24 protein-coding genes are annotated in these 23465 nt (G+C 66.4%); 11 read left to right on the top strand and 13 right to left on the bottom strand.

Features of this window, described 5'->3' with window-relative positions:
* Position 1 precedes the first annotated feature (1 nt).
* Entirely contained in the window at positions 2–208 is a 207-nt protein-coding gene (locus FIU28_RS23350; protein ID WP_143575493.1) for a DUF4170 domain-containing protein, read from the top strand.
* A gap of 364 nt (positions 209–572) precedes the next feature.
* Entirely contained in the window at positions 573–1121 is a 549-nt protein-coding gene (locus FIU28_RS23345) for a hypothetical protein (protein WP_143575492.1), read from the top strand.
* Between the two features lie 162 nt (positions 1122–1283).
* Here FIU28_RS23345 and FIU28_RS23340 read toward each other — a convergent pair whose 3' ends face one another.
* Entirely contained in the window at positions 1284–2165 is an 882-nt protein-coding gene (locus FIU28_RS23340; RefSeq protein ID WP_143576360.1) for a metallophosphoesterase family protein, read from the bottom strand.
* Between the two features lie 136 nt (positions 2166–2301).
* Between FIU28_RS23340 and FIU28_RS23335 the strand changes: the two genes are divergently transcribed.
* Both FIU28_RS23335 and FIU28_RS23330 read left to right on the top strand, forming a co-directional pair.
* Positions 2302–2790: an NUDIX domain-containing protein gene (locus FIU28_RS23335; RefSeq protein WP_143575491.1), complete on the top strand. Its 489-nt coding sequence runs from the start codon at positions 2302–2304 to the stop codon at positions 2788–2790.
* A 44-nt stretch (positions 2791–2834) separates the two neighbouring features.
* Entirely contained in the window at positions 2835–3347 is a 513-nt protein-coding gene (locus FIU28_RS23330) for a GNAT family N-acetyltransferase (RefSeq protein WP_143575490.1), read from the top strand.
* A 163-nt stretch (positions 3348–3510) separates the two neighbouring features.
* Here the strand turns inward: FIU28_RS23330 and FIU28_RS23325 are convergent, their stop codons facing one another.
* From FIU28_RS23325 to FIU28_RS23315, 3 genes are all read right to left on the bottom strand, one after another.
* A complete protein-coding gene (locus tag FIU28_RS23325; RefSeq protein ID WP_143575489.1) occupies positions 3511–5859 on the bottom strand; it encodes a TonB-dependent receptor in 2349 nt (782 codons plus the stop codon).
* A gap of 120 nt (positions 5860–5979) precedes the next feature.
* The gene (locus FIU28_RS23320; protein ID WP_143575488.1) at positions 5980–6339 is read right to left on the bottom strand and encodes a hypothetical protein; all 360 of its coding nucleotides are present in this window, start codon (positions 6337–6339) and stop codon (positions 5980–5982) included.
* A 202-nt stretch (positions 6340–6541) separates the two neighbouring features.
* A complete protein-coding gene (locus tag FIU28_RS23315) occupies positions 6542–7468 on the bottom strand; it encodes a LysR family transcriptional regulator (protein WP_143575487.1) in 927 nt (308 codons plus the stop codon).
* A 101-nt stretch (positions 7469–7569) separates the two neighbouring features.
* Between FIU28_RS23315 and FIU28_RS23310 the strand changes: the two genes are divergently transcribed.
* Both FIU28_RS23310 and FIU28_RS23305 read left to right on the top strand, forming a co-directional pair.
* Positions 7570–9285, top strand: coding sequence for an FAD-dependent oxidoreductase (locus FIU28_RS23310; protein ID WP_143575486.1), 1716 nt, complete (start codon positions 7570–7572; stop codon positions 9283–9285).
* Positions 9282–10262: a Bug family tripartite tricarboxylate transporter substrate binding protein gene (locus tag FIU28_RS23305; RefSeq protein ID WP_143575485.1), complete on the top strand. Its 981-nt coding sequence runs from the start codon at positions 9282–9284 to the stop codon at positions 10260–10262. The genes FIU28_RS23310 and FIU28_RS23305 overlap by 4 nt, the downstream gene beginning before the upstream one ends.
* Positions 10263–10282: 20 nt before the next feature.
* Here the strand turns inward: FIU28_RS23305 and FIU28_RS23300 are convergent, their stop codons facing one another.
* The 4 genes from FIU28_RS23300 to FIU28_RS23285 are packed head-to-tail and all read right to left on the bottom strand — an operon-like array spanning position 10283 to position 17106.
* Positions 10283–12346 (bottom strand): hypothetical protein, encoded by a 2064-nt coding sequence (locus FIU28_RS23300; protein ID WP_143575484.1) that lies wholly within the window; start codon positions 12344–12346, stop codon positions 10283–10285.
* A 1-nt stretch (position 12347) separates the two neighbouring features.
* Entirely contained in the window at positions 12348–15161 is a 2814-nt protein-coding gene (locus FIU28_RS23295) for a DUF4159 domain-containing protein (RefSeq protein ID WP_143576359.1), read from the bottom strand.
* A complete protein-coding gene (locus FIU28_RS23290; protein ID WP_210245435.1) occupies positions 15161–16105 on the bottom strand; it encodes a DUF58 domain-containing protein in 945 nt (314 codons plus the stop codon). Before FIU28_RS23290 ends, FIU28_RS23295 begins: the two co-directional genes overlap by 1 nt.
* Positions 16105–17106: an AAA family ATPase gene (locus FIU28_RS23285; RefSeq protein WP_143575482.1), complete on the bottom strand. Its 1002-nt coding sequence runs from the start codon at positions 17104–17106 to the stop codon at positions 16105–16107. Before FIU28_RS23285 ends, FIU28_RS23290 begins: the two co-directional genes overlap by 1 nt.
* 214 nt (positions 17107–17320) lie before the next feature.
* On the opposite strand from FIU28_RS23285, the gene FIU28_RS23280 reads away from it, so the two are divergent.
* The 4 genes from FIU28_RS23280 to FIU28_RS23265 are packed head-to-tail and all read left to right on the top strand — an operon-like array spanning position 17321 to position 20134.
* On the top strand, positions 17321–17947 hold the full coding sequence (locus FIU28_RS23280; RefSeq protein WP_143575481.1) for a DUF1285 domain-containing protein: 627 nt from the start codon (positions 17321–17323) through the stop codon (positions 17945–17947).
* An 8-nt stretch (positions 17948–17955) separates the two neighbouring features.
* On the top strand, positions 17956–18621 hold the full coding sequence (locus tag FIU28_RS23275; RefSeq protein WP_210245434.1) for a CoA pyrophosphatase: 666 nt from the start codon (positions 17956–17958) through the stop codon (positions 18619–18621).
* The gene (locus tag FIU28_RS23270; RefSeq protein ID WP_143575479.1) at positions 18618–18881 is read left to right on the top strand and encodes a DUF6111 family protein; all 264 of its coding nucleotides are present in this window, start codon (positions 18618–18620) and stop codon (positions 18879–18881) included. The genes FIU28_RS23275 and FIU28_RS23270 overlap by 4 nt, the downstream gene beginning before the upstream one ends.
* Positions 18878–20134: a CCA tRNA nucleotidyltransferase gene (locus tag FIU28_RS23265; RefSeq protein WP_143575478.1), complete on the top strand. Its 1257-nt coding sequence runs from the start codon at positions 18878–18880 to the stop codon at positions 20132–20134. Before FIU28_RS23270 ends, FIU28_RS23265 begins: the two co-directional genes overlap by 4 nt.
* A 200-nt stretch (positions 20135–20334) precedes the next feature.
* Here FIU28_RS23265 and FIU28_RS23260 read toward each other — a convergent pair whose 3' ends face one another.
* The 4 genes from FIU28_RS23260 to queE form a co-directional block, all read right to left on the bottom strand.
* Positions 20335–20538, bottom strand: coding sequence for a YodC family protein (locus FIU28_RS23260; protein WP_143575477.1), 204 nt, complete (start codon positions 20536–20538; stop codon positions 20335–20337).
* Positions 20539–20635: 97 nt separating this feature from the next.
* Entirely contained in the window at positions 20636–21361 is a 726-nt protein-coding gene (locus FIU28_RS23255) for an aspartate/glutamate racemase family protein (protein WP_143575476.1), read from the bottom strand.
* An 18-nt stretch (positions 21362–21379) separates the two neighbouring features.
* Positions 21380–21745: a 6-pyruvoyl trahydropterin synthase family protein gene (locus FIU28_RS23250; protein WP_143575475.1), complete on the bottom strand. Its 366-nt coding sequence runs from the start codon at positions 21743–21745 to the stop codon at positions 21380–21382.
* 28 nt (positions 21746–21773) lie between these two features.
* Entirely contained in the window at positions 21774–22406 is a 633-nt protein-coding gene (gene queE / locus FIU28_RS23245; protein WP_143575474.1) for a 7-carboxy-7-deazaguanine synthase, read from the bottom strand.
* Positions 22407–22569: 163 nt separating this feature from the next.
* Between queE and FIU28_RS23240 the strand changes: the two genes are divergently transcribed.
* On the top strand, positions 22570–23118 hold the full coding sequence (locus FIU28_RS23240; protein WP_210247742.1) for a YkgJ family cysteine cluster protein: 549 nt from the start codon (positions 22570–22572) through the stop codon (positions 23116–23118).
* 13 nt (positions 23119–23131) lie between these two features.
* On the opposite strand, the gene FIU28_RS23235 is transcribed toward FIU28_RS23240, so the two are convergent.
* Positions 23132–23314 carry a hypothetical protein gene (locus tag FIU28_RS23235; RefSeq protein WP_143575472.1) on the bottom strand — a complete coding sequence of 61 codons (183 nt, stop codon included), beginning with the start codon at positions 23312–23314 and terminating at the stop codon, positions 23132–23134.
* Positions 23315–23465 lie beyond the last annotated feature (151 nt).

Raw genomic sequence — 23465 nt, 5'->3', positions numbered from 1 at the left:
CATGTCAGGCAGCAATTTTTGGGTGATCGGCGGCGAGTTCGGTTCGATGAACTTCCACAAGCTGGTCGAAGGTTCGGCGCAGGTGCAGGGTCCGTTCAAGACCCGGCAGGAAGCGGAAGAGGCCTGGAAGAGCGTCTCGCAAGAAAACCGCCACCGCGCCGGCGTGCGTTTTTCGATCGTCGAGGAACCGCAGCGCGCGATGGCGTAAGGGCCCAAGACTAAGTTCAACAAAAGTCCAAGGACATCGCGGCTCCATCCGGCAACGGATGGGGCCGTTGGTGTTTAGGGGGGGCTGATCACAGACAGGAGTGTCCCCTCCCCCACCGGGCGAAGCGAAGCTTCGCTAGGTGGGGGAGGGTCAGGGAGAGGGGGAGCCAGAGGCTCTGTCGCCCGTGGCACCCCTCTCCCGTACGCGCTGCGCGCGGCCACCCTCCCCCGCAAGCGGGGAGGGGACCCAAACATGGCCAGTCGAACTCATGGCTGGCCGAAGTGTCTGGAAACAAACGGCCTTTTCGAGGCTTATGGTTACTGATAGGTTAATTGCCGTGCAGGCCAGCGTTGAGGCCGGGAGTATGTCGAGCGTGTCACCCTACGGGACCCCTTCGGACGATGACAAACCCTTGCGGCTGCGCGATGCGTTGCGCCGCGCCCGGATCGAAGCCGCGGACCGCAGCGGCGTGGTGGTTGAATTGCGCGATGCCGAAGTGGCGCGGCTGGAAATCCTCAACGACGCGCTCGACCCGCTGTTCGACGAAATTCCGGCGCGCGTCGATCTCTTTGATCGCGGCATCAGCCAGGGCGACGCGCCGCGGCTGTGGATCGACATGGTCGCCCATGTCGCGATGGGACGCGACAAGCGGATGTATCGCTTCGTGCAGGACGCCCGCTTCGGCCGCGTGGTGCTGGCCGAATCGCATGACGTCACCGCGATCGTCAAAGCCGTCACCGACTACATCGCCCGCCGCCTGATCGAGCGCGAGCACGCGCTGGCACCGGCGCCGGCGCCGGCCACGGCGCTGGCGAAGCCGCGCAGCCGGTTCTGGCCATTCCTGCTGGGCGTGATCGTCGGCGCGCTGGCACTGTTCGCCGTGGCACTCGTGGTGGCCGTGCAGGGGGACTGAAGGTTCACTGTCGTTCCGGGGCGCGAGCGCATCAGCGCGAGCGAACCTCAGCCACTCCAATTGGAGTGGCGGGGAACCTCGAAGTGTTACGATGAACATCTCAAGATTCCGGGCCTGCGCCATCCGGCTTCGCCGTCTGTCGCATCCCGGAATGACAAACTGTTAGGTCAGCGCGGCCCGCTGCAATTGCTGAATCCCCGTTCCATCCCCGAACCCGCGCACCGTCTGCTCGCAGCGCCACGCATCGCCCGCGCGTTCGATCGCAAACAGGTTATATGCCGCCGCCGGCCGATGTCCGTGCGCGATCGCTGACGCCGAGGGCACGCCGATCGCCGGGATGCGGCACGACGGCCCCTCGAACCACATCGTCGAATGGATGTGGTCGTGGCCATGGAGGATCAGCTCAACGCCGTGGCGCTTCAGCACCATTTGCAGCGCGTCGGAATCGGTCAGCCGCTTGTGCTTGTGCTTCGACCGCAGCGGGTGATGGATCATCAGCACGCGAAACAGCTCCGCGCCGGACACTTCGCCGAGCATGCGGTCGAGTGTGGCGAGCTGCGCCGCACCCAGCGTTCCCGTCGCCATGAACGGCGCCGTCGGCACGGCGGTGGACAGCCCGATCAGCGCCAGCGGTCCGCGCCTCTGCAGATAGGGAAACCCCACAGCCCCGGTGTCGCTGCGCATGTAATCGCCAAAGGTCTTCTCGAAGCGCGGCACGGCGTTGCGCGTATAGGCGTCGTGATTGCCGGGCACCAGACTCACAAGCTGAGGCGCGCCGACTCCCTCGATCCATTGCCGCGCCGGCGCGAATTCGGCGGCGTGTGCGAGATTGACGAGATCGCCGGTGACCGCGATATGGTCGGGCGCCTGCGCCTTGATGTCGGCGACCAGCGCGTCCAACACGTCGCTCTGGTGGATGCGGTGCCGGTTGCGCTTCCAGTTGATATAGCCGAGCATCCGCTTGCCCAGCAGTTCGCCGATCGCGGGTTGCGGCAGCGGCGGCAGGTGCACGTCGGACAGATGCGCGAGCGTGAACGCCGTCATCGCGGGCGGCCGGTTCGGCAAGTTGTGTTCAGCCGGGTCACGTCCGTACCATCCCTGTGAAATCTTTCAATGTTTTGGCAAGGTAGCGGATGTTACGCAAGACCCAGCCGCCAGCCAGACCAGGACTTCGCCCGCGATGACCACCCCGACCCTGCGGCTGCGGCTCGAGCCGTATCTGCGAAAAATCTTCCATCTGTATTTCCGCGTCGCCCGCGGCATGACGCTCGGCGTCCGCGCCGTGGTGCTCGATGCCGACAACCGCGTCTTCCTGGTCCGGCATACCTATGTCTCCGGCTGGTACCTGCCGGGCGGCGGCGTCGAGGTCGGCCAGAGCTTTCGCGAGGCGATGCTGCGCGAATTGATGGAAGAGGGCCGCATCGAGGTGCTGGGCGAGCCTGTGCTGCTCGGCGTCTATCTCAACAGCCACGTCTCGCCGCGCGACCACGTCGCGGTCTATGTGGTCCGGCAGTTTCGCCAGGACCGGGCTCCCGAGCCGAACCGCGAGATCGCCGAAACCGGCTTCTTCGCCCTCGATTCGTTGCCGTCTGACACCACCGAGGGCACAAGGCTACGGCTTGCCGAGGTATTGCACGGCCGGCCGGCCGGCATCACCTGGCGCGACTGACCGCGATGGACCGGGGCGCCGCCAGATGCTATTCCGCGCCCGACATGAACGATCTCTCTTTGACCATTCTGGCGGAAACCGCCAACGACGCCCAGATCGTCGAGCGGTTGCACGCCCGCACCTTCGGCCCCGGCCGCTACGTGCTGTCGGCCTACCGGCTGCGCGAGCAGGTCGGCCATCTGCTGGCGCTGTCCTTCACCGCCCGCATCGGCACGCTGCTGGTCGGCTCGGTGCGGCAACTGCCGATCTGTGTCGGCGACACCAGGGCGCTGCTGCTCGGCCCCCTCACGGTGGAGCCGCCGTTCCGCAGCCGCGGCGTCGGCCGGGCTTTGCTCGACCGCGCCATCTCTGACGCGCGAAAGGCCGGCCACCGGCTGATCGTGCTGGTCGGCGACGAACCCTATTATGCCCGCGTCGGCTTCAAGCTGATTCCGCCGGGCACCGTGACGATGCCCGGCCCGGTCGATAAGAAGCGGCTGCTGGTGCTGGAACTGGAAGAGGGCGCCGCCGAGGGCCTCGCCGGCGCGGTGCGCCCGGACTGGGACGCGGCCAAATAACGCGCTGTAGCCTTACCTCTCCCCGGCGGGGAGAGGTCGACCGGCGAAGCCGGTCGGGTGAGGGGCACACCGTCATTCGAAGTCCCAAACCCCTCACCCGGATGTCCTCGCTGCGCTCGCACATCCGACCTCTCCCTACGGGAGAGGTGACAGCGAGCGGAACTCAGAACTTCAAATTCGCAAACGCCCTTACATTCAACCCCGGCTGCAGCACGTCGTTCTTGTTGTAGGACGACGCGTTGCGGATGTTCTCGTTGAGTAGGTTGTTGCCGACCACGCCCACCGTCATCTCCTTGGCGCCGTAGATCCGCGGATCGAGCCTTGTGTTGTAGCTTACCTCCGCCTTCAGCAGATTGTAGCCGTTGGTCGGCGTCTCCGCGATCACGGCGACGTCGTTCTGCGCGAAGGCATGCAGCAGGTTGACCCGCGTCAGCCAGTTGGCGTCGCGCCAGAACAGGCCGCCGCCGGCGCGCACCGGCGGAATCCGCGGCACGTTGGTGCCGTCGGCAAAGGTCGCGCGCACCACGTCGGCCTGGGTCTCGATGCCCCAGGTGCCGCCGTAGAATTGCGAGACGTCGAGCTGGCTCTGGAATTCGCCGCCGCGGAAGGTGGCATCGCGCTGCGAGTAGATCGCCTGGTTCAGCTCTAGCCCGGCGCCCGCGATGCAGCTCGCGCCGTCGCACGAGTTGCCGGTGAGGCGGCGGTAGATGAAGCCGTTGAACTGCGTGTAGTAGCCGGTGATCTCGAAGCGGAACGGGCCGGTCGCCTTGCTTAGCGCCACTTCCACCGACTTCGCCGTCTCGATGCCGAGGTTGGGATTGCCGATGTCGAAGGTGGTCGTCGCATCATGCCCGCCGCGCGAAAACAGCTCGGCCGCCTTCGGCGCGCGCTCGACATATTGCCCGGTGACGCTGGCGATGAGGTCGTAAGGCAGCGCCTGGATCAGGCCGAGGCTGAAGCTCTTCGGCGCGAACGACAAATCGCGCCCGGTCGCAGCACCGATGTCGCCGGGATTGGCGGCGAGATCGAACAGTTGCGGGATCAGGCTCGGCGTGGTGCCGGTGAGGTTGACGTGCTCGATGCGGCCGGCGACCTGGGCCTTGGTGGTCTCGGTGAACTTCAACTCGTTGAACACGTAGCCGGCGACGCGGGTGTTCTTGTTGGGCGAGAACAATCCGTTGAGCGGGCTGTTCGGATCGTCCGGGCTCGGCGCCGTCAGCTCCTGATGGCTGGCCTGCACGCCGAACGCGGTGGTCACGGTAGCGAAGCGGGCGTCGAACGGCATCATCTGCAGCTCGACGCGGCCTTCCTGCTCCTTGTTGGTGAAGGTCTGGCGGACGCCGTCGCTGGCGGGATCCGCGGCATCGGCGCGGCCGACCTCGTTGTGGCGGTAGTCGGTGATCCCGGCCCAGAACCGGACCGCCTCGATCGCCGCCGAATCCGGACGGTACTCGCCCTTGGTGGTGAACTTGGTCTGGTGGCCGACGATCCGCGTCCCCACTTGAGCGCCTTCGGGGCCGGGAATCCGATAGACCGTATCGTTCTGCGTCAGGGCCGCGCCGATGAAGCCGCCGTCGAAAATATAGGAGCCGCCGATCGAGGCGCCGCTGGATTGGTTCGATGAGTTCGGCTGCCGGCCGTTGAAGGCGAGGCCGGGGGCGGCATAGGGGTAGCTCGGCACATTGTAGTCGCCGCCGCGGCGGCCGTAGACGTCGGCATGCAGGGCGACATTGCCGCCGGCGGCATCGAGCAGCACGCCGCCCTCCACGCCGCGATCGGCCGAGGAGATCGAGGTCCGCGTTTCGGCATTCATGCAGGGCGCGGCGCCCAGCACAGGCGCCTTCGCCGGCAGGCCGTAGCTCTGGAACGGCGCGGTGGCGCAGGCCGGCATCGCGTCGGGGATCCGGTTGTTGCTCGACGACACCACGCCGCCGATCGATTGCGAGCCGTAGCGCAAGGTCGCGGGGCCGCGGATCACCTCGATCTGATTGGCCGCGAACGGATCGACCGGCACGAAGTGGTCCTCGCCGAGATCGGAGGCGCCGTTGCTGGCGATGCCGTTCTCGACGATGCCGACGCGGTTGACGTCGAGGCCGCGGATGATCGGCCGGCTGGCCGCGCCCGGCGCGTAGCCCGAGGCGGTGATGCCGGGCTTGTTGCCCAGCAGGTCGCCGAGCGTGGTGGCGCCGGAGCGGCGCAACTCTTCGGTGGGCACCACGGTGACGGTGGCGAACTGGTCGGTGACGACGGGCAGCACGCCGCGCTGTGGCGCCAGCGCGGCCACGGTCTCGGGGGGCGTACCGGCATTGCGGCCGGGCGCGGTGCGGGCCACGCGCACCGGCGCGCGGGCGACGGCCGGCTTGCGCCGCACGATCGGGCTCGGCGCGGTGACGGAGATGGTGGGCAGTTCAATGGGCGCGGCGCTCTGGGCGAGCGCGGTGCCATCAAGCAGACCGAGGCCGGCGATGGCGGAGCCGCCGAGCAAGACGGCATGGTGGAAGCGGATGGGCATGGAGGTGTCCTGACTGTACCAGCAGCGCCGCAGGAGCGGCACGCCAACCGGGACCTGCACGGCGCAGGTCGACTTTAGAACGACCGCCGCGACGGGGCGGCGATCAGCAAAGGTCGGAGGTCAGGCGAGGGGTGGGCCGCGCGGCTGGAACGCGACGCCGGACGCGGCGCGATCAACGAACTGCTCGCGCGCATCGAGCAGCCGGAAGTCTGTTGCAGGCGGCGGCGGCAGCGCGGGTGGCGATGCGGCCAGCACGGTGCCGGCCATCGAGAGGACGGCGCAGATGTCGCAATGGTCGGCGGGATGCTGGTCGGATGCAGGAAGCTGGTCGGCCGGAAGGTGAAGCGACTCGATGGCCGAGCCGGCTGGCGCCTGCGCTCGCGCCGGGTGGACATGGCCGAACGACAGCACGAGCTGGATCGCCAGCGCGAGCAGCGCCAGTCGCGATCCATTCCTGATGTGTGTCCGAAACCACTTCATGCCGTCAGGCGCCTTGCCTCGGGCATGGATACTCTCCATATCGCCCCGATGTTACATTGTAACATCGCAGGCGATGGAAGCCGATGTCAATGACGGACCGGGGCTCTCAATGAAGGGGGCTCTTACTGTGGGATTACGGCAACGCTCGCCGCCGCCTTCCGTTGCCCGGCCCCTGCAGAGGTGACCATACAGGTATCCCGCGCTATGCGACTGGGCGCCGCGCAATGGCTGTGGCGTGTGCGCTGGCGACGACGCGAGCGGTCATTTTCTGAAATTGTCGCGCTGCCGGTGACAGCCCGCGGCCGGTCTGCTGGATCCAGGATAACTGGCGCATGATCGCCGGTCGCACCAGCGGGAAGGCGATCAGTCCCGGATACTGTTCCGTAGGCATCATATAGGACGGCAAGATCGCGTAGCCGATGCCCTTCGCTGTCATCGACAGTGCGGTGTTGATAAGGGACACCTCGTGGGTCGGAACAAGTGTTTTGCCGTCGCGCGCCAGCCGGCGGTCGATCTGGGCGCGGATCAAGGTGTCGTGCCGCATCGCGATGGTCGGCAACGTGGCGAGTTCGTCCCAAGACAGCGTTTGCATCGATGCGATCGGACAGCCCGGCCAGCCAATGGCGCTCAGGCGCCCTTTGACCAGGGGCGTCAGTGTGACATCGGGCACTGGCCCATCGACGCTGCCGATCGCGAACTCGGCGTCCGACGCGAGAAGCGTGCCGACAAGCTGGTCGGCTGCGACATCGCGCATGATGACGTCAACGCCGGGATACGCCGTGCGAAAATCGGCCAGCACCGCAGGCATAAGTGCCGAGGCTGCGCCGGCCGATGCGACGAACACTACCGTGCCGGTTCGAGCTTCCGACAAACTGCGCATCTGGCGCGAGAGGCCGAGGGTGTCGCCGAGGATGCGTTCTGCGGCCTGTATGGCCTCACGCCCGGCTGCCGTCGGCGTGCAAGACCTTGTCGTGCGATCGAACAGCCGGACGCCCAAATGCAATTCAAGCTGGCGGAGCAGCAAGCTGATTGCCGCTTGGGTGACGTGCAGTTGTTCGGCTGCGCGCGTCATGGAATTGGCGCGGCTTACTGCGACCAGGGCTTCTAGCTGGCGAAGCGTAATGTTCATCAGGTAGACTTATCAAGTATACCTGAGAAAGAGAATTCTCTTATCAAGATTTCTTGTTAGCCTCGAGGCAATGCGCGCAGACGCAGTCGGGGAAGGTAACGATGCAGAATTATGAGACGTCCGTCGTCGTCGTCGGCGCAGGTCCGGTCGGACTCACCGCGGCGCTGGACCTCGCGTCCCGAGGGATCGATGTCATTGTGATCGAGACCCGGCACGCCGGTGAGCCGCCCAACGTCAAATGCAATCACGTTTCGGCCCGGTCGATGGAGGTCTTTCGCCGACTCGGCATCGTCACCAAGCTCCGCGATGCCGGCCTGCCGGCCGACTTCCCAAACGATTGTTCGTATCGCACTACCGCAACCGGCATCGAACTCGCCCGCATCGTCATTCCGTCGCGTGCGACACGCTATACTGCGACCGATGGTCCTGACACGTGGTGGCCGACCCCCGAACCCCCGCACCGCATCAACCAGATCTATCTGGAGCCCATCCTGTTCGCGAGTGCTGTTGCCAATCCCAAGATTACGATCCTGCCTCGCACCGAGATGGTGCATTTCGATCAGGATCTCTCGGGTGTCTCGGTCGACGCTCGCGAACTCGATGGGGACCGCGCTTTCACCATCCGCTGCCGCTTCCTCATTGGGTGCGACGGAGGGAGGTCGTTGACGCGCAAGCTGATCGGCGCAGCTTTCGTCGGAACCCCGATTATCCAGCGCGTCCAATCGACGCTCATCGATGCCCCCGATCTCAAGACCTTGATGCAGCCGCATACGCCGGCCTGGATGGTGCTGTCGCTCAACCCGCGCCGGACCGGCACAGTCGTTGCCATCGACGGGCATGACCGGTGGCTGATTCACAACCATCTGAAACCGGACGAGCCCGAATTCGATACTGTTGATCGTGACTGGGCGATCCGCACGATCCTCGGTGTTGGCCCTGACTTTGTTTACCGGGTCGTCAGCAAGGAGGATTGGGTGGGTCGCCGTCTCGTTGCCGATCGCTTCCGCGACCGTCGCGCGTTCATCTGCGGCGATGCCGCGCATCTTTGGATGCCATACGCCGGCTATGGGATGAATGCCGGGATCGCAGATGCGGTTTCGCTGTGCTGGATGCTGGCTGCGCATCTCAACGGCTGGGCGGACGTCGGCCTTCTCGATGCCTATGAGGCCGAACGTCAGCCGATCACCGAACAGGTGTCGCGGTTTGCCATGGAGCACGCGATTGCCAGCATCGGCCAGCGCGCCGCGGTGCCTGCGTCGATCGAGGAAGACTCGGAGGCTGGCGCGGAGGCCCGCGCGACGGTCGGTCGGGCTGCCTACGAGCTCAATGTCAAACAGTACTGCTGCGCGGGACTGAACTTCGGCTATTTCTACGACCGGTCGCCGGCGATCGCGTATGACGGTGAGACGGCTCCATCCTATACGATGGGTGATTTCACACCATCGACCGTGCCGGGCGCCAGGATGCCGCATATCTGGCTGAAGGACGGCCGCTCCGTCTTCGACGCGATGGGCCCCGGTTACACACTGTTGCGTTACGACCCGGCTTGCGACGTGACGGATTTGCTTGAGGCCGCTGTCCGCAACAGCGTTTCCCTGACGCTGATTGAACTGTCGCCTGACGAGGCCGGCCCGGAGCGGCCTGTCGAAGGTCTCTTGCTGGTGCGACCCGACTACCATATTGCGTGGCGCGGCCATCATGCGCCGTCGGATCCTGAAGCGTTGGTCCATCGCCTCACCGGCAGAGCCGTGCCGTCGCATCCACAACCTGCAGGCAATCGCGCTGCGGCACATGCTCTTTCGGGAGAACGCGCATGAGTGCCATTATCCTCACCCGCAGAACGCTGCTGGCAGGGGCGGCAACCTCGATCGTGGTTGGTGCGACAACGGCATGGACCTATCCCGATCAACTGATCAAGATCATCGTCACTTTCCCGCCCGGCGGCAGCGCCGACATGTTCATTCGTGCGCTCGAACCGGTGGTCGCCGCCGACCTCAAGCAGGGCTTCGTCATCGAGAATCGCGGCGGAGCGGGTGGCAATATCGGTATGCAGGCCGTGATGCAGGCCAAGCCCGATGGCTACACCCTCGGCGTGGGACCGGCAGGCGCGCTGAGCATCAACCCTCATCTCAATCCTTCGACGCCGTTCGATCCGATCAAGGATCTGGCGCCGATTACGTTGCTCGCCGACATCCCCTTTGTGCTGGTGGCAAACGCTGACGCTCCATTTGCCACGCTGAAAGAAGCGCTGGCAGCGGCCGCCGCAAAGCCCGGACAATTGTCGATCGGATATGGCGGCAACGGCACGGTGATGCACATGACGGCAGCGCTGCTCCTGCAATCCGCGCGGATCAAGCTCACGCTGGTTCCTTATCGGGGCACAGGTCCGGTGGTCACCGACGTGCTGGCCGGTCATATCTCGCTCGCTGTTCTCGATATTCCCAGTTCGCTGGAATTGATCCGTGCCGGTCGGCTGAAACCGCTAGGCGTCACCAGCGCCAAGCGCGTCCCGTTTCTGCGCGAAGTGCCGACACTCGACGAGCAAGGCGTGACCGGGTTCGAATCGACCGGTTGGTTTGGACTCGTCGCTCCCGCCGCCACGCCAGCCGACATCGTGGCGCGTTTGAACGGTGCTTTTGTCAAGGCGCTCGGAGATCAGGACGTGATCGAAAAGCTGCGAACGATCGGGGCCCAACCGGCGCCGTCGACGACTGAAGCCTTCGCCGCCTACATCCGCTCGGAAAGCGCAAAGTGGGGGCGCCTTACACGGGATATGAACCTCACCGCGCAATAGCAGCGCCAACTGCCTCTGCTTTACCGGCTCTCGCGCAGCCATGTCGCCGCGAACGCGCCGAGCAGCAACAGCAGCCCGATCAGCCCGGCGAATACCGGCAGCACGCCGACGCCGCGGACCACGCTGGCATCGCGCATGTGGACGCCCATCCAGCCGTCGCCGCGGAAGATGGTCGAGGCGCGGATCGGCACGATGCGCGGCAGCTCGACGCCCGACCCCTCGTGGATACGACGGGAATCGCCACCGGTGGCCTGCGCCAGCGGGCGCAGCGTCTCGGTGGTCGAGGTGACTTCCGAAAACTCCTTCGGATTGATCGGGCCGACATTGATCAGCGCCTTCAGCGTGCCGTCGGTGGCGGCCCACAGGCCGAGTTCGTCGGCCGGCGTGGTAGCGCGCCACAGGCCGGGCTCGCCGGCGGAAAGCGCCAGCTCGCGGGTCTTGCCGGACGGCGAGGTGACGGTGACCGGCGCCACGCTGTCGCCCATGGTCTGGCGGTTGACGACCAGATCCTTGCCGGCGCTCGACAGCTTGAGCGCCTCCTCGTCGAGGTCGGGCTGCTTCATCAGCCAGTGCGACATCCGTCGCAAGAGATCCAGATGCGGACCGCCGCCCTCATAGCCGCGCGCCCACAGCCAGATGTGGTCCGACAGCAAGAGCGCCACGCGGCCCTCGCCGGAGCGCGACAGCAGCAGCAGCGGCTTGCCGTCGGCGCCGGTCATCACCGGCGGCGTGGTGGTGTTGCGGGTATCGACGGTGCGGAAGAAGCGCGACCATTTCGGCGGCTCGGAGGCGCCGCCTTCCAGCCCGCGCGTCACCGGGTGGCGTTTGCCGACGTCGCTGAGATGCGCATAGAATGGCTTCTCGGTGACGCCCACCGGCTCGGCCGGCAGCACCGAATCCAGCGGCGTGCGCCAGATTGACGTGTTCGATGCATAGTCCGGCCCGGCCGAGACCAGCACCGCGCCGCCATTGCGGACATAGCGCGCGATATTGTCGAAATAGGCGATCGGCAGCACGCCCTGGCGGGCGTAGCGGTCGAAGATGATCAACTGGAATTCGTTGATCTTCTGCTGGAACAGTTCGCGGGTCGGAAACGCGATCAGCGACAATTCGTTGATCGGCGTGCCGTCCTGCTTTTCCGGCGGCCGCAGGATGGTGAAGTGCACGAGGTCGATCGAGGCGTCGGACTTCAAGAGATTGCGCCAGGTGCGCTCGCCGGAATGCGGCTCGCCGGACACCAGCAGCACGCGGAGCTTGTCGCGCACGCCGTCGATCGCCACCACCGCGCGGTTGTTGACCAGCGTCAGTTCGTTCTCCAGCGGCGAGGCCTCGATCTCGACGATGTTCGAGCCTGCGTGCTTGATGTTGATGTCGATGCTGACGGTCTGGCCGCTGAACACGGTGCGTTCGTTGATCGTATCGCCGTCGCGGCGCACCACGACGCGCGCGCTCTGCCCGGTGACGCCCTGGTCGTCGAGTCGGTAGGTGACGGTCTGGCTTTGGCCCACGATGCCGAAGCGGGGGGCTGCCACGATGGCAATGCGGCGGTCGCGCTCGTTGCTGCGGCCGGTGATCAGCGCATGCACCGGCGCGGTGAAGCCGAGCGCGGCGGCATTGGCGGGAATGTCATGGACGCGGCCGTCGGTGATCAGGAAGGCGCCGGCGACGCGGTCGGTCGGCACGTCGGAGAGGGCGGAGGACAATGCGCCGAACAGCCGGGTGCCGTCGGTCTCGCCATCGGCCTGGCCGGCCTCGACGACGCGGACCTCGAGGCCCTTGACCTGCTTCAGCCGGTCGACGAGCTGCTTCTGCGCCTCGTCGGTCTCCTTGTTGCGCTCGCCGAAGTTCTGGCTCGGGCTTTTGTCGATCACTACGGCCGCGACGGAGGACAAAGGCTCGCGTTCCTCGCGCGTGAACGACGGATTGGCCAGCGCCAGCAGGATCAGTACGAGCGCCGCCAGCCGCATAAACGCGCCGCGCGCGCGGCCGACCAGCAGCAGCACCGCGATGACGACGATCGCGGCAAGGCCGATCCACAGTACCAGCGTGGGGACGAGCGGCGTGAAGACGATGCCGTATTGCATTTTACTGTCCCAGCCGTTCGATCAGCGCGGGGGCGTGGACCTGGTCCGCCTTGTAGTTGCCGGTCAGCGTGTACATCACGATGTTGACGCCGGCGCGGAAGGCGAATTCGCGCTGGCGCGGTTCGCCGGGCACCATCGGCAGCATCGGCTGGCCGTCGGGGCGCAGCGCCCAGGCGCCGGCCAGATCGTTGGAGGTGATGATGATCGGCGACACGCCGTCGCCGCCGCGCGCAGGACGCGACGCCGCGTCGTCGCCGTCGTCGCGCGGCAGCGTCTCGACCCAGGTCGGTCCCGAATTGAAGCGGCCGGGGAAGTCGCGTAGCAGAAAGAACGTCTTGGTCAAGACGTGCTCGCGCGGCACCGGCTCCAGCTCCGGCACGTCGAGCGACGACAGGATGTTGCGCAGGGTCAGCATGCCCGGCGTCTGCGACTCGCCGTTCGGTCCGGGCGGCGCCTCGACGGCGTCGCGGGTGTCGAACAACACCGTGCCGCCCTGTTTCATATAGGCGTCGATCCGGTTGAGCGCGTCCTGCGACGGCTTCGCCGCGCCGGGGATCACCGGCCAGTAGATCAGCGGGAAGAAGGCGAGTTCGTCGCGCGCGGGATCGATGCCGACCGGCTCGCCGGCCTCCAGCGCGGTGCGCTGGGCCAGAAACAGCGTCAGCCCGGTCAGGCCCGCCTTGACGATCGAATCGACGTCGGCATTCCCGGTCACCACATAGGCCAGCCGCGTCTGCGATATTGCCTTGATGGCGAAGTCGTCGGACGCCGCATCGGCATGCGCGGATGTGTACGAACCCGTCACCGCCGACAGCGCCAGCATGATCGCGAGGGCTGCCGGCACGGTTCGCCGGCGCAGCAGCGCGGCAAAGCCGCCGCCGAGCAGTGCGACGATGATGGCATCGATCAGGAACAGCAGCAGCGCGGTCGACAACAGGATGCCGCGAAGGTCGCGCGGCTCGGCCGATGTGTAGCTCGCACGTCGCGCCTTCAGCGCGGAGGCGTCGAGCGGCGCGATGCGGTCGGCGGCGGCCAGCGCGTTGACGGCGAGCGGGCCGTCGGCGGGACCGTAGAAGCCGGGCGGATGGTCGATACTGGCGCGGTCGCGGAAATCGGCCGGCAGCGGCTTGGCGGTCGAGGGCGGCGGGCCGAAGGCGCCGAAGCCGTCGAGCGTGCGCAGCGGCGCCACGCTGGCGCTGCCGGTTTGGCCTTCAACGCCGGCGCCCGGCGTCGATGTATAGCCGGACAGATCGACGACGCGGCGGAGCATCTCGACGAAGGTGCCGGACAGCGGCAGATCGGACCAGCGCATGTCGGCGCTGACATGGAACAGCGATACCATGCCCTTGCCGCGGCGCTCGCCGGTGACCAGCGGCGTGCCGTCCACCAGCGAGGCCCAGGTCTTGTTGGCGAGTGCCGCGTCGGGCTCGGCCAGCACCTGGCGGTTGACGGTGATGTCCTTCGGCACGGCGAGGCCGGCGAACGGGCCGTCGGCGGTGAAGGAGGCGAGAAGCTGCGGCTTCTCCCAGGTCAGGCTGCCGCCGAGCTGGCGGCCGCCGCGGCGCAGTTTGACCGGCACGAGATCGTCATCGGCTTGCGCGAGGCGCGGGCCGGCAAAGCGCACCAGCACGCCGCCCAGGTCGATCCACGCATTGAGGCGCTCGCGGATTTCCGGCGACAGCGTTCCGACATCGGCCATGACGATCATCGGCAGCTTCTGGTCGAGGAATTGGGCAATCGCCTGCTGCGGCGCGCCGCGGTCGCCGAGCCGGACGTCGGCGAACGGCGCCAGCGCGCGGGTCAGGTAGAATGTCGAGGCCAGCAATGGCTGCGCGGTATCGGAGGTGGCACCCGAGACAATGCCGATGGAGCGGCGGCGCCAGCGCTTGTCGAGCAGTTGCACGGCGCCGGCCGAACGCTCGCCGGCGATCTCCAACCTTGCGATGTCGTTGCGCAATTCCACCGGCAGTTCGAACGAGGCTTCGGTCTCGCGTTCGTTCAGCGCGAAGGAGAATGCAGCTTCGCCGACCGGCGAGCCCTTCTGGTCCAGCCCGCGCACCACGCCGGCATCCAGCCCGCCGCCCTGCGCGCGCAGCACTTTGACGGTCATTTTGGCGGCGGCGTTTTCGGCCGCGACCAGCGCATGCGCCGGCACGGCGCCGTTGTCATAGATCGTCAGCACGCGCTCGCCGATCGTCTTGCCCAGCGCCTGGGTGAACTCGACGCCGCGTCCGGTATCGACGCCGTCGGACAGCCACACCAGCTCGCTGTCGCCGGTGGCTTTCAGGAAACGGTCCAGCGACGGCAGCGTCTCGATGCGCTCGATCGCGTAGGGCTTCGGCGAAAGCTGCCGCAGCGCCACGCGCGCGGTGCCGGACGGCAGCAGCGTGATGTCGCGGGCAGGCTCCGACAGAGGTACCAGCGCCACGCCGCGACGATCCGAATCCGCATTGGCGATCAACTCGTCGGCGGCCTTGATGCGGGCGTCCCAGCTCGACGCCGCCGACCAGCCGTCGTCCAGCAGGATCACCAGCGGCGCCTTCGAGGCGGTGGCGCCGGTCTGGGGATTCCAGATCGGGCCGGCGGCGGCGAAAATGATCAGCGCGGCGGCGAGCAGGCGCAGCAGCGTCAGCCACCATGGCGAGCGCGACGGCGTCTCTTCCTTAGGCGCGATCTCGAACAGCAGCCGGGTCGGCGGAAAGGCGATGCGCTGCGGGCGCGGCGGCATCACCCGCAGCATCCACCACAGCACCGGCAGGCTGACGAGGCCGAGCAGCAGCAGCGGTTGGGCGAAGGCGAGGGGGAACGCTGCCATCATGCCGACCGTCCCGCCTTGACCATAATGCCGCCGCCGGCTGCTTTATTAACGGCCATGCCGCTGTGCAGGAACAGCAGCAGCTCGGCGGCCGAGCGCGTCGTGGTGTGAGTCGAGAACAGCCAGCCGAGCTTCCCGGTCTCATTGCGGATTTCGTCGCGGTGCGCGGCGACTCGCGCGACGTAGTCCGTCGCCCACTTCTCGGCACGGCCGGCGGTGATCACATTGCCGCTTTCCGGCTCGGTGAATTCGACGCGGCCGGAATAGGGGAATGTCTCTTCCGCGGGATCGACGATCTGCACCAAGGTGCCATGCGCGCCATTCGATGACAGGCCGGCGAGCATGGTCTTGATGTCATCGATGGGCGACCAGAAATCGCCGAGCACGACGACCTCGGCCAGCGCCGCCGGCACGAAATTCGGCGGCAGGCTGTCGCGGGTCAGCGTATCGTGCAGCATCGACTGCGCCATCTTGTCGACGACGTTGCGGCTGGAGGTCGGGTTCATCAGGCCGGGCACGCCGACGCGTTCGCCGCCGGCGACCAAGAGTTCGGCCAGCGCGAAGGTGACGATCAGCGCCCGCTCCAGCTTGGAGTTCAGCGCGCCCCGGGAGGCGAACGCCATCGACAGCGAACGGTCGGGCCACAGCCAGATCGTGTGCGCGGCCTCCCATTCCTGCTCGCGGACATAGAGATGATCGTCGCGCGCCGAGCGGCGCCAGTCGACGTTCTGCGACGGCTCGCCGGAGACGAAGCGGCGATATTGCCAAAAGCTCTCGCCGTGCCCGGCGCGGCGGCGGCCGTGCAGGCCGTGGATCACGGTGGCGGAGATGCGCCGGGCCTCCAGCACGAGACGCGGCAGCGATGCTGCGAGCGAACGGCTTTCACCATCGGCGCGGCGGACTGCGAGGATCTCCTGCGTGGCGTGGTCCGGCGCAGCCGCCATCAACCGATCCGCGACTTCAACTGGCGGATCACGTCGGGGATGGTGCGACCTTCGGCGCGGGCCGAGAAGGTCAGCGCCATGCGGTGCTTGAGGATCGGTTCGGCGAGGTCGAGCACGTCGTCGATCGAGGGCGCCAGACGGCCGTCGAGCAGCGCCTTGGCGCGCACCGCCAGCATCAAGGATTGCGAGGCGCGCGGGCCGGGGCCCCAGGCAATCAGCTTGGAGGCATCGCCGGCATCCGGGCCGGGACGCGCCGAGCGTACCAGGGTCAGGATCGCCTCGACCACGCTGTCGCCGACCGGCAGCCGGCGCACCAGCCGCTGCGCGGTGACCAGCACGTCGGAGGTGATCGCGGCCTTGGCGATCGTCTCGTCGGCGCCGGTGGTCTCGAACAGGATGCGGCGCTCGGCGTCGCGGTCGGGATAGTCGACGTCGATTTCCATCAGGAAGCGGTCGAGCTGGGCTTCCGGCAGCGGGTAGGTGCCTTCCTGCTCCAGCGGATTTTGCGTCGCCAGCACATGGAACGGCTTCGGCAGATCATGCCGCGCGCCGGCCACCGTGATGTGCTGCTCCTGCATCGCCTGCAGCAGCGCAGATTGCGTGCGCGGCGAGGCGCGGTTGATCTCGTCGGCCATCAGCAACTGCGCGAAGACCGGGCCGGCGATAAAGCGGAACGACCTTTTGCCGGCGACGCTCTCGTCCAGCACCTCGGCGCCGAGAATGTCGGAGGGCATCAGGTCGGGGGTGAACTGGATGCGCTTGGCGTCGAGGCCGAGCGTGGTGCCCAGCGTCTCCACCAGCTTGGTCTTGGCGAGGCCGGGGACGCCGATCAGCAGCGCGTGTCCACCAGACAGGATCGTCACCAGCGTGTTCTCGACGACCTTGTCCTGGCCGAAGATGACCGTGGAGATCGCCTGCTTGGCGGTCAGCATCTGGCCGGCGACCGTTTCCGCCGAGCGGACGATCACGTCTTCGAGTTTTTCGACACTGTCTGCGGCCATCGTCGTTCCCTTGTGATCGTCTGTCGGCGTCGTCTTGCCGCAACCCCCATGCTAGTCCCTAGCGAAGGTCATGGTTTTGCTGAATGAAACTATCCCCACATTATCCGCAGGCAGCTATGAACTGCATCACGTTGTGGCGAGTTGGTAGCGGTAAAACACGACATTTGGCCTGCACCAATCATGCCAGATCGATGCGATAACCTCAGGGATAACCATGGCGAAGCAAGGGCAGATGGCGCAAGGGAAGCAAGCGAAGATCGCCGCCGGCCTCGAGGGCCTGACCACGGCGGCCACCCAGGCTACCGGCGGTAAAGTCCGCGGCCTGCCGCCGGTGCATCTGTGGAATCCGCCATTCTGCGGCGATCTCGACATGCGGATCGCCTCCGACGGCACCTGGTATTATCTGGGCTCGCCGATCGGCCGGGTGGCGCTGGTGCGGCTGTTTTCGACCATCCTCAAGCGCGAGGACGGCAAGCACTTTCTCGTGACCCCTGTGGAGAAGGTCGGCATTACCGTCGATGACGCGCCGTTCCTGGCGGTCGAGATGGAAAAGCAGGCGGACGAGAGCGGGCCGCGGCTGCGGTTTCGCACCAATGTCGACGACTGGGTCGATTGTGACGCCGACCACCGGCTGCGCTTCGAAACCGCCGCCGATGGCGGGCTGATGCCCTATCTGCATGTCCGCGCCGACCTCTGGGCCAAGGTGACCCGGGCGCTCTATTACGATCTGGTTGACATCGGCGAGGAGCGGGTGGTCGATGGCAAGCCGATGTTCGGCATCGCTTCCGCCGGCGCATTCTTCGCCATGGCGGATGCGGAGCAGATGAGGGAAGCGCCTTGAACGGACCGATGTTGACGACCGAGCCTCAGGCTGCAGAGATCGGTTCATCGGAATTTTTCGCCCGCGCCCGCGCCCGGCTGAATTTCGAGGTGCCGGCCGGCCTCACCGACGCCAGCGTCGTGCCTTTGTCCGGCGATGCCGGGACCGACCAGATGCTGCAGATCATCGCCGCCGAGCGCCCGATCCGGCCCGCCGCGGTGCTGATCGCCGTCGTCGAGCACGAACAGCCGACCATCCTGCTGACGCAGCGCGCCGCGCATCTCAACGACCATGCCGGGCAGATCGCCTTTCCCGGCGGCAAGATCGACGCGTCAGACACCTCGCCCCTCGACGCCGCGCTGCGCGAGGCCGAGGAGGAGGTCGGGCTGGATCGCTCCTTTGTCGAGCCGATCGGCTATCTCGATCTCTATGGTACCGCGTTCGGCTTCCGCATCCTGCCGACGGTGGCGCGGGTCAAGCCGGGCTTTCAGCTCACCATCAACGAAAACGAAGTCGAGAGCGCCTTCGAGGTGCCGCTGTGGTTTCTGATGGACCCGCTCAACCACCAAGTTCACAGCAAGGAATTTCGCGGCATGGCGCGGTCGTTCTACGCGATGCCGTTCGCGGAACGTTACATCTGGGGCGCGACCGCAGGGATCCTGCGCATCATGTATGAACGGATTTGCCTGAAATGATCCGCCCCGTCTTTACCGAAGTCGGCATCTTCCTGATCCCGTTCGCCGTCTATGCGATTTTCCTGATCGCCAGCAAGAACGGCGTCACGCTGAAATCGTCCTGGCCGCTCCGTGTCGTCGGCCGGCTGGCGTTGGTCGCTTTGCTGCTGGTGGTGCTCAGCCTGGTGCTGCTGGCGCACTATTCCGGGGCGCCGCCGAACTCGACCTACGTGCCCGCGCATCTCGAAAACGGCCGGCTGGTGCCGGGGGTCGAAAAATGACTGCGCTGCGCACGCTGCACGACGCGCCATGGCTGAATTCAGGGCCGGCGGCGCGGGTGCTGGCGCTGCTCAATGAAGAGGGCGAAGAAGCCCGGGTCGTCGGCGGCGCCGTGCGCAACGCGCTGTTGAAACTGCCGCTCGGCGATCTCGATATCGCCACCACCGCCCTGCCGGAGGAAGTGGTGCGCCGTGCCCGCGCCGCGCACATCAAATGCGTGCCGACCGGGCTGGAGCACGGCACGGTGACGCTGGTGGTCGATGGCACGCCGTTCGAGGTCACGACGTTGCGCGAGGACGTCGAGACCTTCGGCCGCAAGGCCAAAGTGGCGTTCGGCCGCGACTGGCAGCGCGACGCCGAACGGCGCGATTTCACCATCAACGGCCTGTCGGTGTCCTCCGACGGCGTGGTGCACGACCATGTCGGCGGGCTCGTCGACATCGACGCGCGCCGCGTGCGCTTCATTGGCGATCCCGACCGCCGTATCGCGGAAGATTACCTGCGCATCCTGCGGTTTTTCCGCATCCATGCCGCCTATGGCAGGGGCGCGCCGGACCGCGACGGCTATCTCGCCTGCATCCGCGGCCATGCCGGCATCGCCGGCCTGTCGGCCGAGCGGATCCGGATGGAATTGCTGAAGCTGCTGGTCGCGCCGGGCGCTCACGCGGCCGTGCAGGCGATGGCTGGCGGCGGCCTGCTGTCGCAATTGTTCGGCGGCGTGACCTATCCCGGAACGCTGGCGGCCATGATCGCCGCCGAGGAGACACTGGCACACGCGCCCGATCCCGTGCTGCGGCTCGGCGCGCTCGGCGTTGCGGTGACCGAGGACGCGCGGCGTCTGGCGACGCGGCTGCGGCTGACCAATGCGGAGTTCAGGAAACTGGATTCGATGGGCCATCGCTGGTGGCGGCTGAAGGGCATGGACGATCCGATCGCGCGGCGGCGGCTGTACCGCCTCGGCGAAGCGCGCTACCGTGATCGCCTGATGCTGGCCTGGGCACGCGACGGCCGCGGCGCCGACGATGCGGCGTGGCAGGCGCTGGTGACGCTGCCGGAGCGCTGGAAGGCGCCGGTGTTTCCGCTCAAGGCGGCCGATTTTATCGCCCGCGGCGTCGCTCCCGGCCCCGGCCTCGGCCACGTCATCGCGCTCGCCGAAGACGTCTGGCTGGCGCAGGATTTCCCGCTGGAGATTGACGTGCTCACGGTGATCGCGGATCAGACCGTGGCGCGATTTTCGCGGGAGCACCGGCTGTAGCGCCAATCGTAGCCCGGATAAGGCGGCGCGACGCACAGCGTCGCGGTGCCGCCATCCGGGGACAGCGCTTCAACGATAGGCCGGCCCCGGATGTCGCTCGCGCCTTCGCTCTGCGAGCGCCGGCGCAAGCTCATCCGGGCTACAAAAAAAACCGCCGGGCTAGGAACCCGGCGGCTTTATTCACAACGCTTCGACGTGGCTTACGCCTCGTCTTCGTCTTCATCTTCTTCGTCGTCGGAGGCCAGCAGCGCCAGTTCCAGCACCGACAGCGGCAGGGTCTCGCGGAACAGGTCGCCTTCGTCGCCCATCCACACGCAGACGACGTTGTCGCCGTTCACTTCGGCAACGGTCATCGGATGGCCGCCTGATTTCAGCATGGCGACGTCGCCGGATTTCAATTCCATGATTCTGTCCTTTGGGTTTGCAAGCGGTCTGACACCGGCCCGGTTCATAGCGGCCTGTGATGACAGGCCGAACACAGCGATGCGCGAGGGTCGGCTTCTACGCCCCCCGGAGCGATTTAGCGAGGTCGGATGACAGCCCTACGCTGTTTATTGCCGGCGGGGTTTCGCGCCTGAAGGGCGCCGCCGCGGCAGCCACCGCCGCGCGGGTGCCGGCTGCGACGGAACACAGCAGCTGCACCGGTACAATCGGCTGGATTCGTTCGGCAATCCCGGCCAGAGCCGCGCCGCCGAGAATCACGACCTCGGCGCCGTCCTGCGTCGCGCAGGCCGTGCAGGCGTCCGCGAGCAGTGCGAGTGCGGCGTCGGGATTTTCCGCGATCTCGCCGCCGGTGGGCGCGACCGTGCGTATCGCGGCAAGCCGGTCTTTGAGGCCCATCGCGGCCACGAACTCCGTCAGCATCGGCCCCCACAGCGCGCCGCCGGTGACGATGGCGAAACGCCGGCCATTTCGCGCAGCCTCCAGACACGAGGCCTCGGCCATGCCGACCACCGGCACCGGCGCCAGCTCACGCAGCGCCAGCAGGCCGGGATCGCCGAAACAGGCGAGATAGACCGCGTCGCAGCCCGCGCCATGGCGCGCCAGCGCGTCCAGCGCGGCGTGGCCGGCAATCGCCGCCGAAGCCCGGCTGGAGATGTAGCGGGCGCCGAAGGCACCCGTCACCGGTTTGATGCTCGCGGCATCGCCGGCGATGGCCGCGACATGGCGCGCCACGAGCTCGGTGACGCTTTCGGTCGTGTTCGGATTGATCAGCAGGATGCGCAAGAGCGGTCCTTCCGGTGTTCAGCCCTGCGGGCCGAAATAGACGCAGCTTTCGTTGCACGAGTCGCGAAACACGCCGACGCGGACGAGGTGGCCTGCATGCCCGACGCGGTCCCAGATGAATCGCGACAGGTTTTCCAGCGTCGGCGCGCCAAGCGCTTCGATGTTGTTGAGAAACTTGTGGTCGAGCATCTTCTGCACCTCGGCCATGCGGCCTTCAAGGAGGCCCAGGTCCAGCACCATGCCGGTCGTGGCATCCTGCGCGCCGCGGATCGTCACCTCGGCGCGAAACGAATGGCCGTGAATTTCCTGGCTGGCTTCGCCCAAAGTCGTGCCGGGCAGCGCATGCGCCGCCTCGAAACGAAACGATTTCGTCAATTCCCACATCGCACGTCTTGTCCTGGAGTCCGTCGTTCTATCGAATGCCCAGCGTCTTGTGCGTTTGCACGGAGAGCCGCCATTGCGGGTGGCGCAGACAGTAATCCACCGCCTGCGCGGTATTTTGCAGCGCGTCCGGCCCGTCCATCGGCTGCAGCGAATAGCGCTCAAAGCGCATGGCCGCGAAATCCTCCGGCATCGCCTGCGGCTGCGGATAGACCAGCTTCAACTCGTGGCCGTGCTGCACCACCAGCTCGGCGCCGGCCTTCGGGCTGACGCAGATCCAGTCGATCCCGTCCGGCGGCAAAATGGTGCCGTTGGTCTCGAGGCCGATTTCGAAACCGTGGCGGTGCAAGGCCGTGATCAGGGCGGCATCGACCTGCAGCAGCGGTTCGCCACCGGTCAGCACCACGTAACGATGCCCCGCCGGGCCGACCCATTGCGCGGCGATCGTCGAGGCGAGCTGATCGGCATCGGCGTAACGGCCGCCCAAAGTGCCGTCCATCCCGATGAAATCGGTATCGCAGAACCGGCAGATCGCATTTTCGCGGTCCTGCTCGCGCCCGGTCCACAGATTGCAGCCGCTGAACCGGCAGAACACCGAGGCCCGGCCGGCATGCGCGCCTTCGCCCTGCAGCGTTAAAAAGATCTCTTTTACCGCGTAACTCACCGCATCCACTCACTGATTGGCGCATCGTCTAGCGCAGAGACCGGGGCAAAGCCATGGCATGGCAGCCATCCGGCGCTCTCCTTATTGGTGATCACCGAGATTTCAATTGCTCTAACCTGTCGCCGGGCCCAAAGCCCGCACTCGCCTAATTGCCGCAGGCCCCATGTCGACCGTTCAGCCGCCCCTGGTTTCAGCTCCCGCCCCCTCTGCCGCGCCCGCCCGCGCCTGCGGGACGTGCACGATGTGCTGCAAGGTCTATCGCATCGACGATCTCGCCAAGCCGGCGGGCAAATGGTGCCCGCATTGCGCGATCGGCTCGGGCTGCAAGATCTACGACAGCCGCCCGGAGCAATGCCGCGCTTTCGATTGCGTGTGGGTGCAAAGCGAGGAACTGCCGGCTTCGTGGAAGCCGGAACTGTCCAAGATCGTATTTTCCGTGTGGCCGTCGACCGGTTTCATCTATGGACAGGTCGATCTGAAATCGCCCTTCGCCTGGCAGAAGGAACCGTATCTCACCGGCATGCGTAAATGGTCGGAGCAGTTGCTCGAACAGCGCCGCCATCTGCTGGTGTTCGTCGGCTCGGATGCCACGCTGATCATGCCGAGCGGGCCGGTCCCGATCGGACCGATGTCGCCGGCCGACGGCTTTGTCGTGCGCGAGACGTTCAATGCGCGCGGCAAGCACTACGTCGCGGAGCGCGTCGGCCGGTAGCACGGTTCTTCGGTCAGGTACGAGGAGAAAGGTCGAGGCCACCAACCTTGGACGAAGGCTCGTTTTCGACCAGTTGCAGCCAGGCCGCCGCCATTTCCCGCAACTGAATGCGACTATCCCGATCATTCATGGAGCCGGCCAGATGCAGGCAGGTTTCGGCGTGTCTCAGGTAGTCCTGCTTAATATCTTTGGACATGGGATATCCCACCTGTCGAGCGCGCGCACCATAACGTTGCCATGGCGACTTAGCAACGTCGATTCTGTATATGTCGCGTGTCGATGAGTCGGATTGTGACGTATTGCGAATTGGGTTGGGTGTAGGCGTCGGGATACTGGCTACGGCCGGT

Origin of the sequence: Tardiphaga sp. vice154, assembly GCF_007018645.1 — a bacterium.
In the GTDB taxonomy this organism is placed as follows: Bacteria; Pseudomonadota; Alphaproteobacteria; order Rhizobiales; family Xanthobacteraceae; genus Tardiphaga.
Note: the sequence above shows the minus strand (reverse complement) of the source record. Positions and strands in the feature narration are given on the sequence as shown.

Bases quoted from the DNA above. Each gene is read 5' to 3' on its own strand.
- FIU28_RS23285 (WP_143575482.1), bottom strand. From the start codon at position 17,106: ATGGCCGCAGACAGTGTCGAAAAACTCGAAGACGTGATCGTCCGCTCG.
- FIU28_RS23330 (WP_143575490.1), top strand. From the start codon at position 2,835: ATGAACGATCTCTCTTTGACCATTCTGGCGGAAACCGCCAACGACGCC.
- FIU28_RS23345 (WP_143575492.1), top strand. From the start codon at position 573: ATGTCGAGCGTGTCACCCTACGGGACCCCTTCGGACGATGACAAACCC.
- FIU28_RS23275 (WP_210245434.1), top strand. From the start codon at position 17,956: ATGTTGACGACCGAGCCTCAGGCTGCAGAGATCGGTTCATCGGAATTT.
- FIU28_RS23300 (WP_143575484.1), bottom strand. From the start codon at position 12,346: ATGCAATACGGCATCGTCTTCACGCCGCTCGTCCCCACGCTGGTACTG.
- FIU28_RS23235 (WP_143575472.1), bottom strand. From the start codon at position 23,314: ATGTCCAAAGATATTAAGCAGGACTACCTGAGACACGCCGAAACCTGC.
- FIU28_RS23305 (WP_143575485.1), top strand. From the start codon at position 9,282: ATGAGTGCCATTATCCTCACCCGCAGAACGCTGCTGGCAGGGGCGGCA.
- FIU28_RS23325 (WP_143575489.1), bottom strand. From the start codon at position 5,859: ATGCCCATCCGCTTCCACCATGCCGTCTTGCTCGGCGGCTCCGCCATC.
- FIU28_RS23290 (WP_210245435.1), bottom strand. From the start codon at position 16,105: ATGGCGGCTGCGCCGGACCACGCCACGCAGGAGATCCTCGCAGTCCGC.
- FIU28_RS23340 (WP_143576360.1), bottom strand. From the start codon at position 2,165: ATGACGGCGTTCACGCTCGCGCATCTGTCCGACGTGCACCTGCCGCCG.
- FIU28_RS23260 (WP_143575477.1), bottom strand. From the start codon at position 20,538: ATGGAATTGAAATCCGGCGACGTCGCCATGCTGAAATCAGGCGGCCAT.
- FIU28_RS23295 (WP_143576359.1), bottom strand. From the start codon at position 15,161: ATGGCAGCGTTCCCCCTCGCCTTCGCCCAACCGCTGCTGCTGCTCGGC.
- FIU28_RS23310 (WP_143575486.1), top strand. From the start codon at position 7,570: ATGCAGAATTATGAGACGTCCGTCGTCGTCGTCGGCGCAGGTCCGGTC.
- FIU28_RS23280 (WP_143575481.1), top strand. From the start codon at position 17,321: ATGGCGAAGCAAGGGCAGATGGCGCAAGGGAAGCAAGCGAAGATCGCC.
- FIU28_RS23265 (WP_143575478.1), top strand. From the start codon at position 18,878: ATGACTGCGCTGCGCACGCTGCACGACGCGCCATGGCTGAATTCAGGG.
- FIU28_RS23270 (WP_143575479.1), top strand. From the start codon at position 18,618: ATGATCCGCCCCGTCTTTACCGAAGTCGGCATCTTCCTGATCCCGTTC.
- FIU28_RS23350 (WP_143575493.1), top strand. From the start codon at position 2: ATGTCAGGCAGCAATTTTTGGGTGATCGGCGGCGAGTTCGGTTCGATG.
- FIU28_RS23315 (WP_143575487.1), bottom strand. From the start codon at position 7,468: ATGAACATTACGCTTCGCCAGCTAGAAGCCCTGGTCGCAGTAAGCCGC.
- FIU28_RS23250 (WP_143575475.1), bottom strand. From the start codon at position 21,745: ATGTGGGAATTGACGAAATCGTTTCGTTTCGAGGCGGCGCATGCGCTG.
- FIU28_RS23240 (WP_210247742.1), top strand. From the start codon at position 22,570: ATGTCGACCGTTCAGCCGCCCCTGGTTTCAGCTCCCGCCCCCTCTGCC.
- FIU28_RS23320 (WP_143575488.1), bottom strand. From the start codon at position 6,339: ATGAAGTGGTTTCGGACACACATCAGGAATGGATCGCGACTGGCGCTG.
- FIU28_RS23335 (WP_143575491.1), top strand. From the start codon at position 2,302: ATGACCACCCCGACCCTGCGGCTGCGGCTCGAGCCGTATCTGCGAAAA.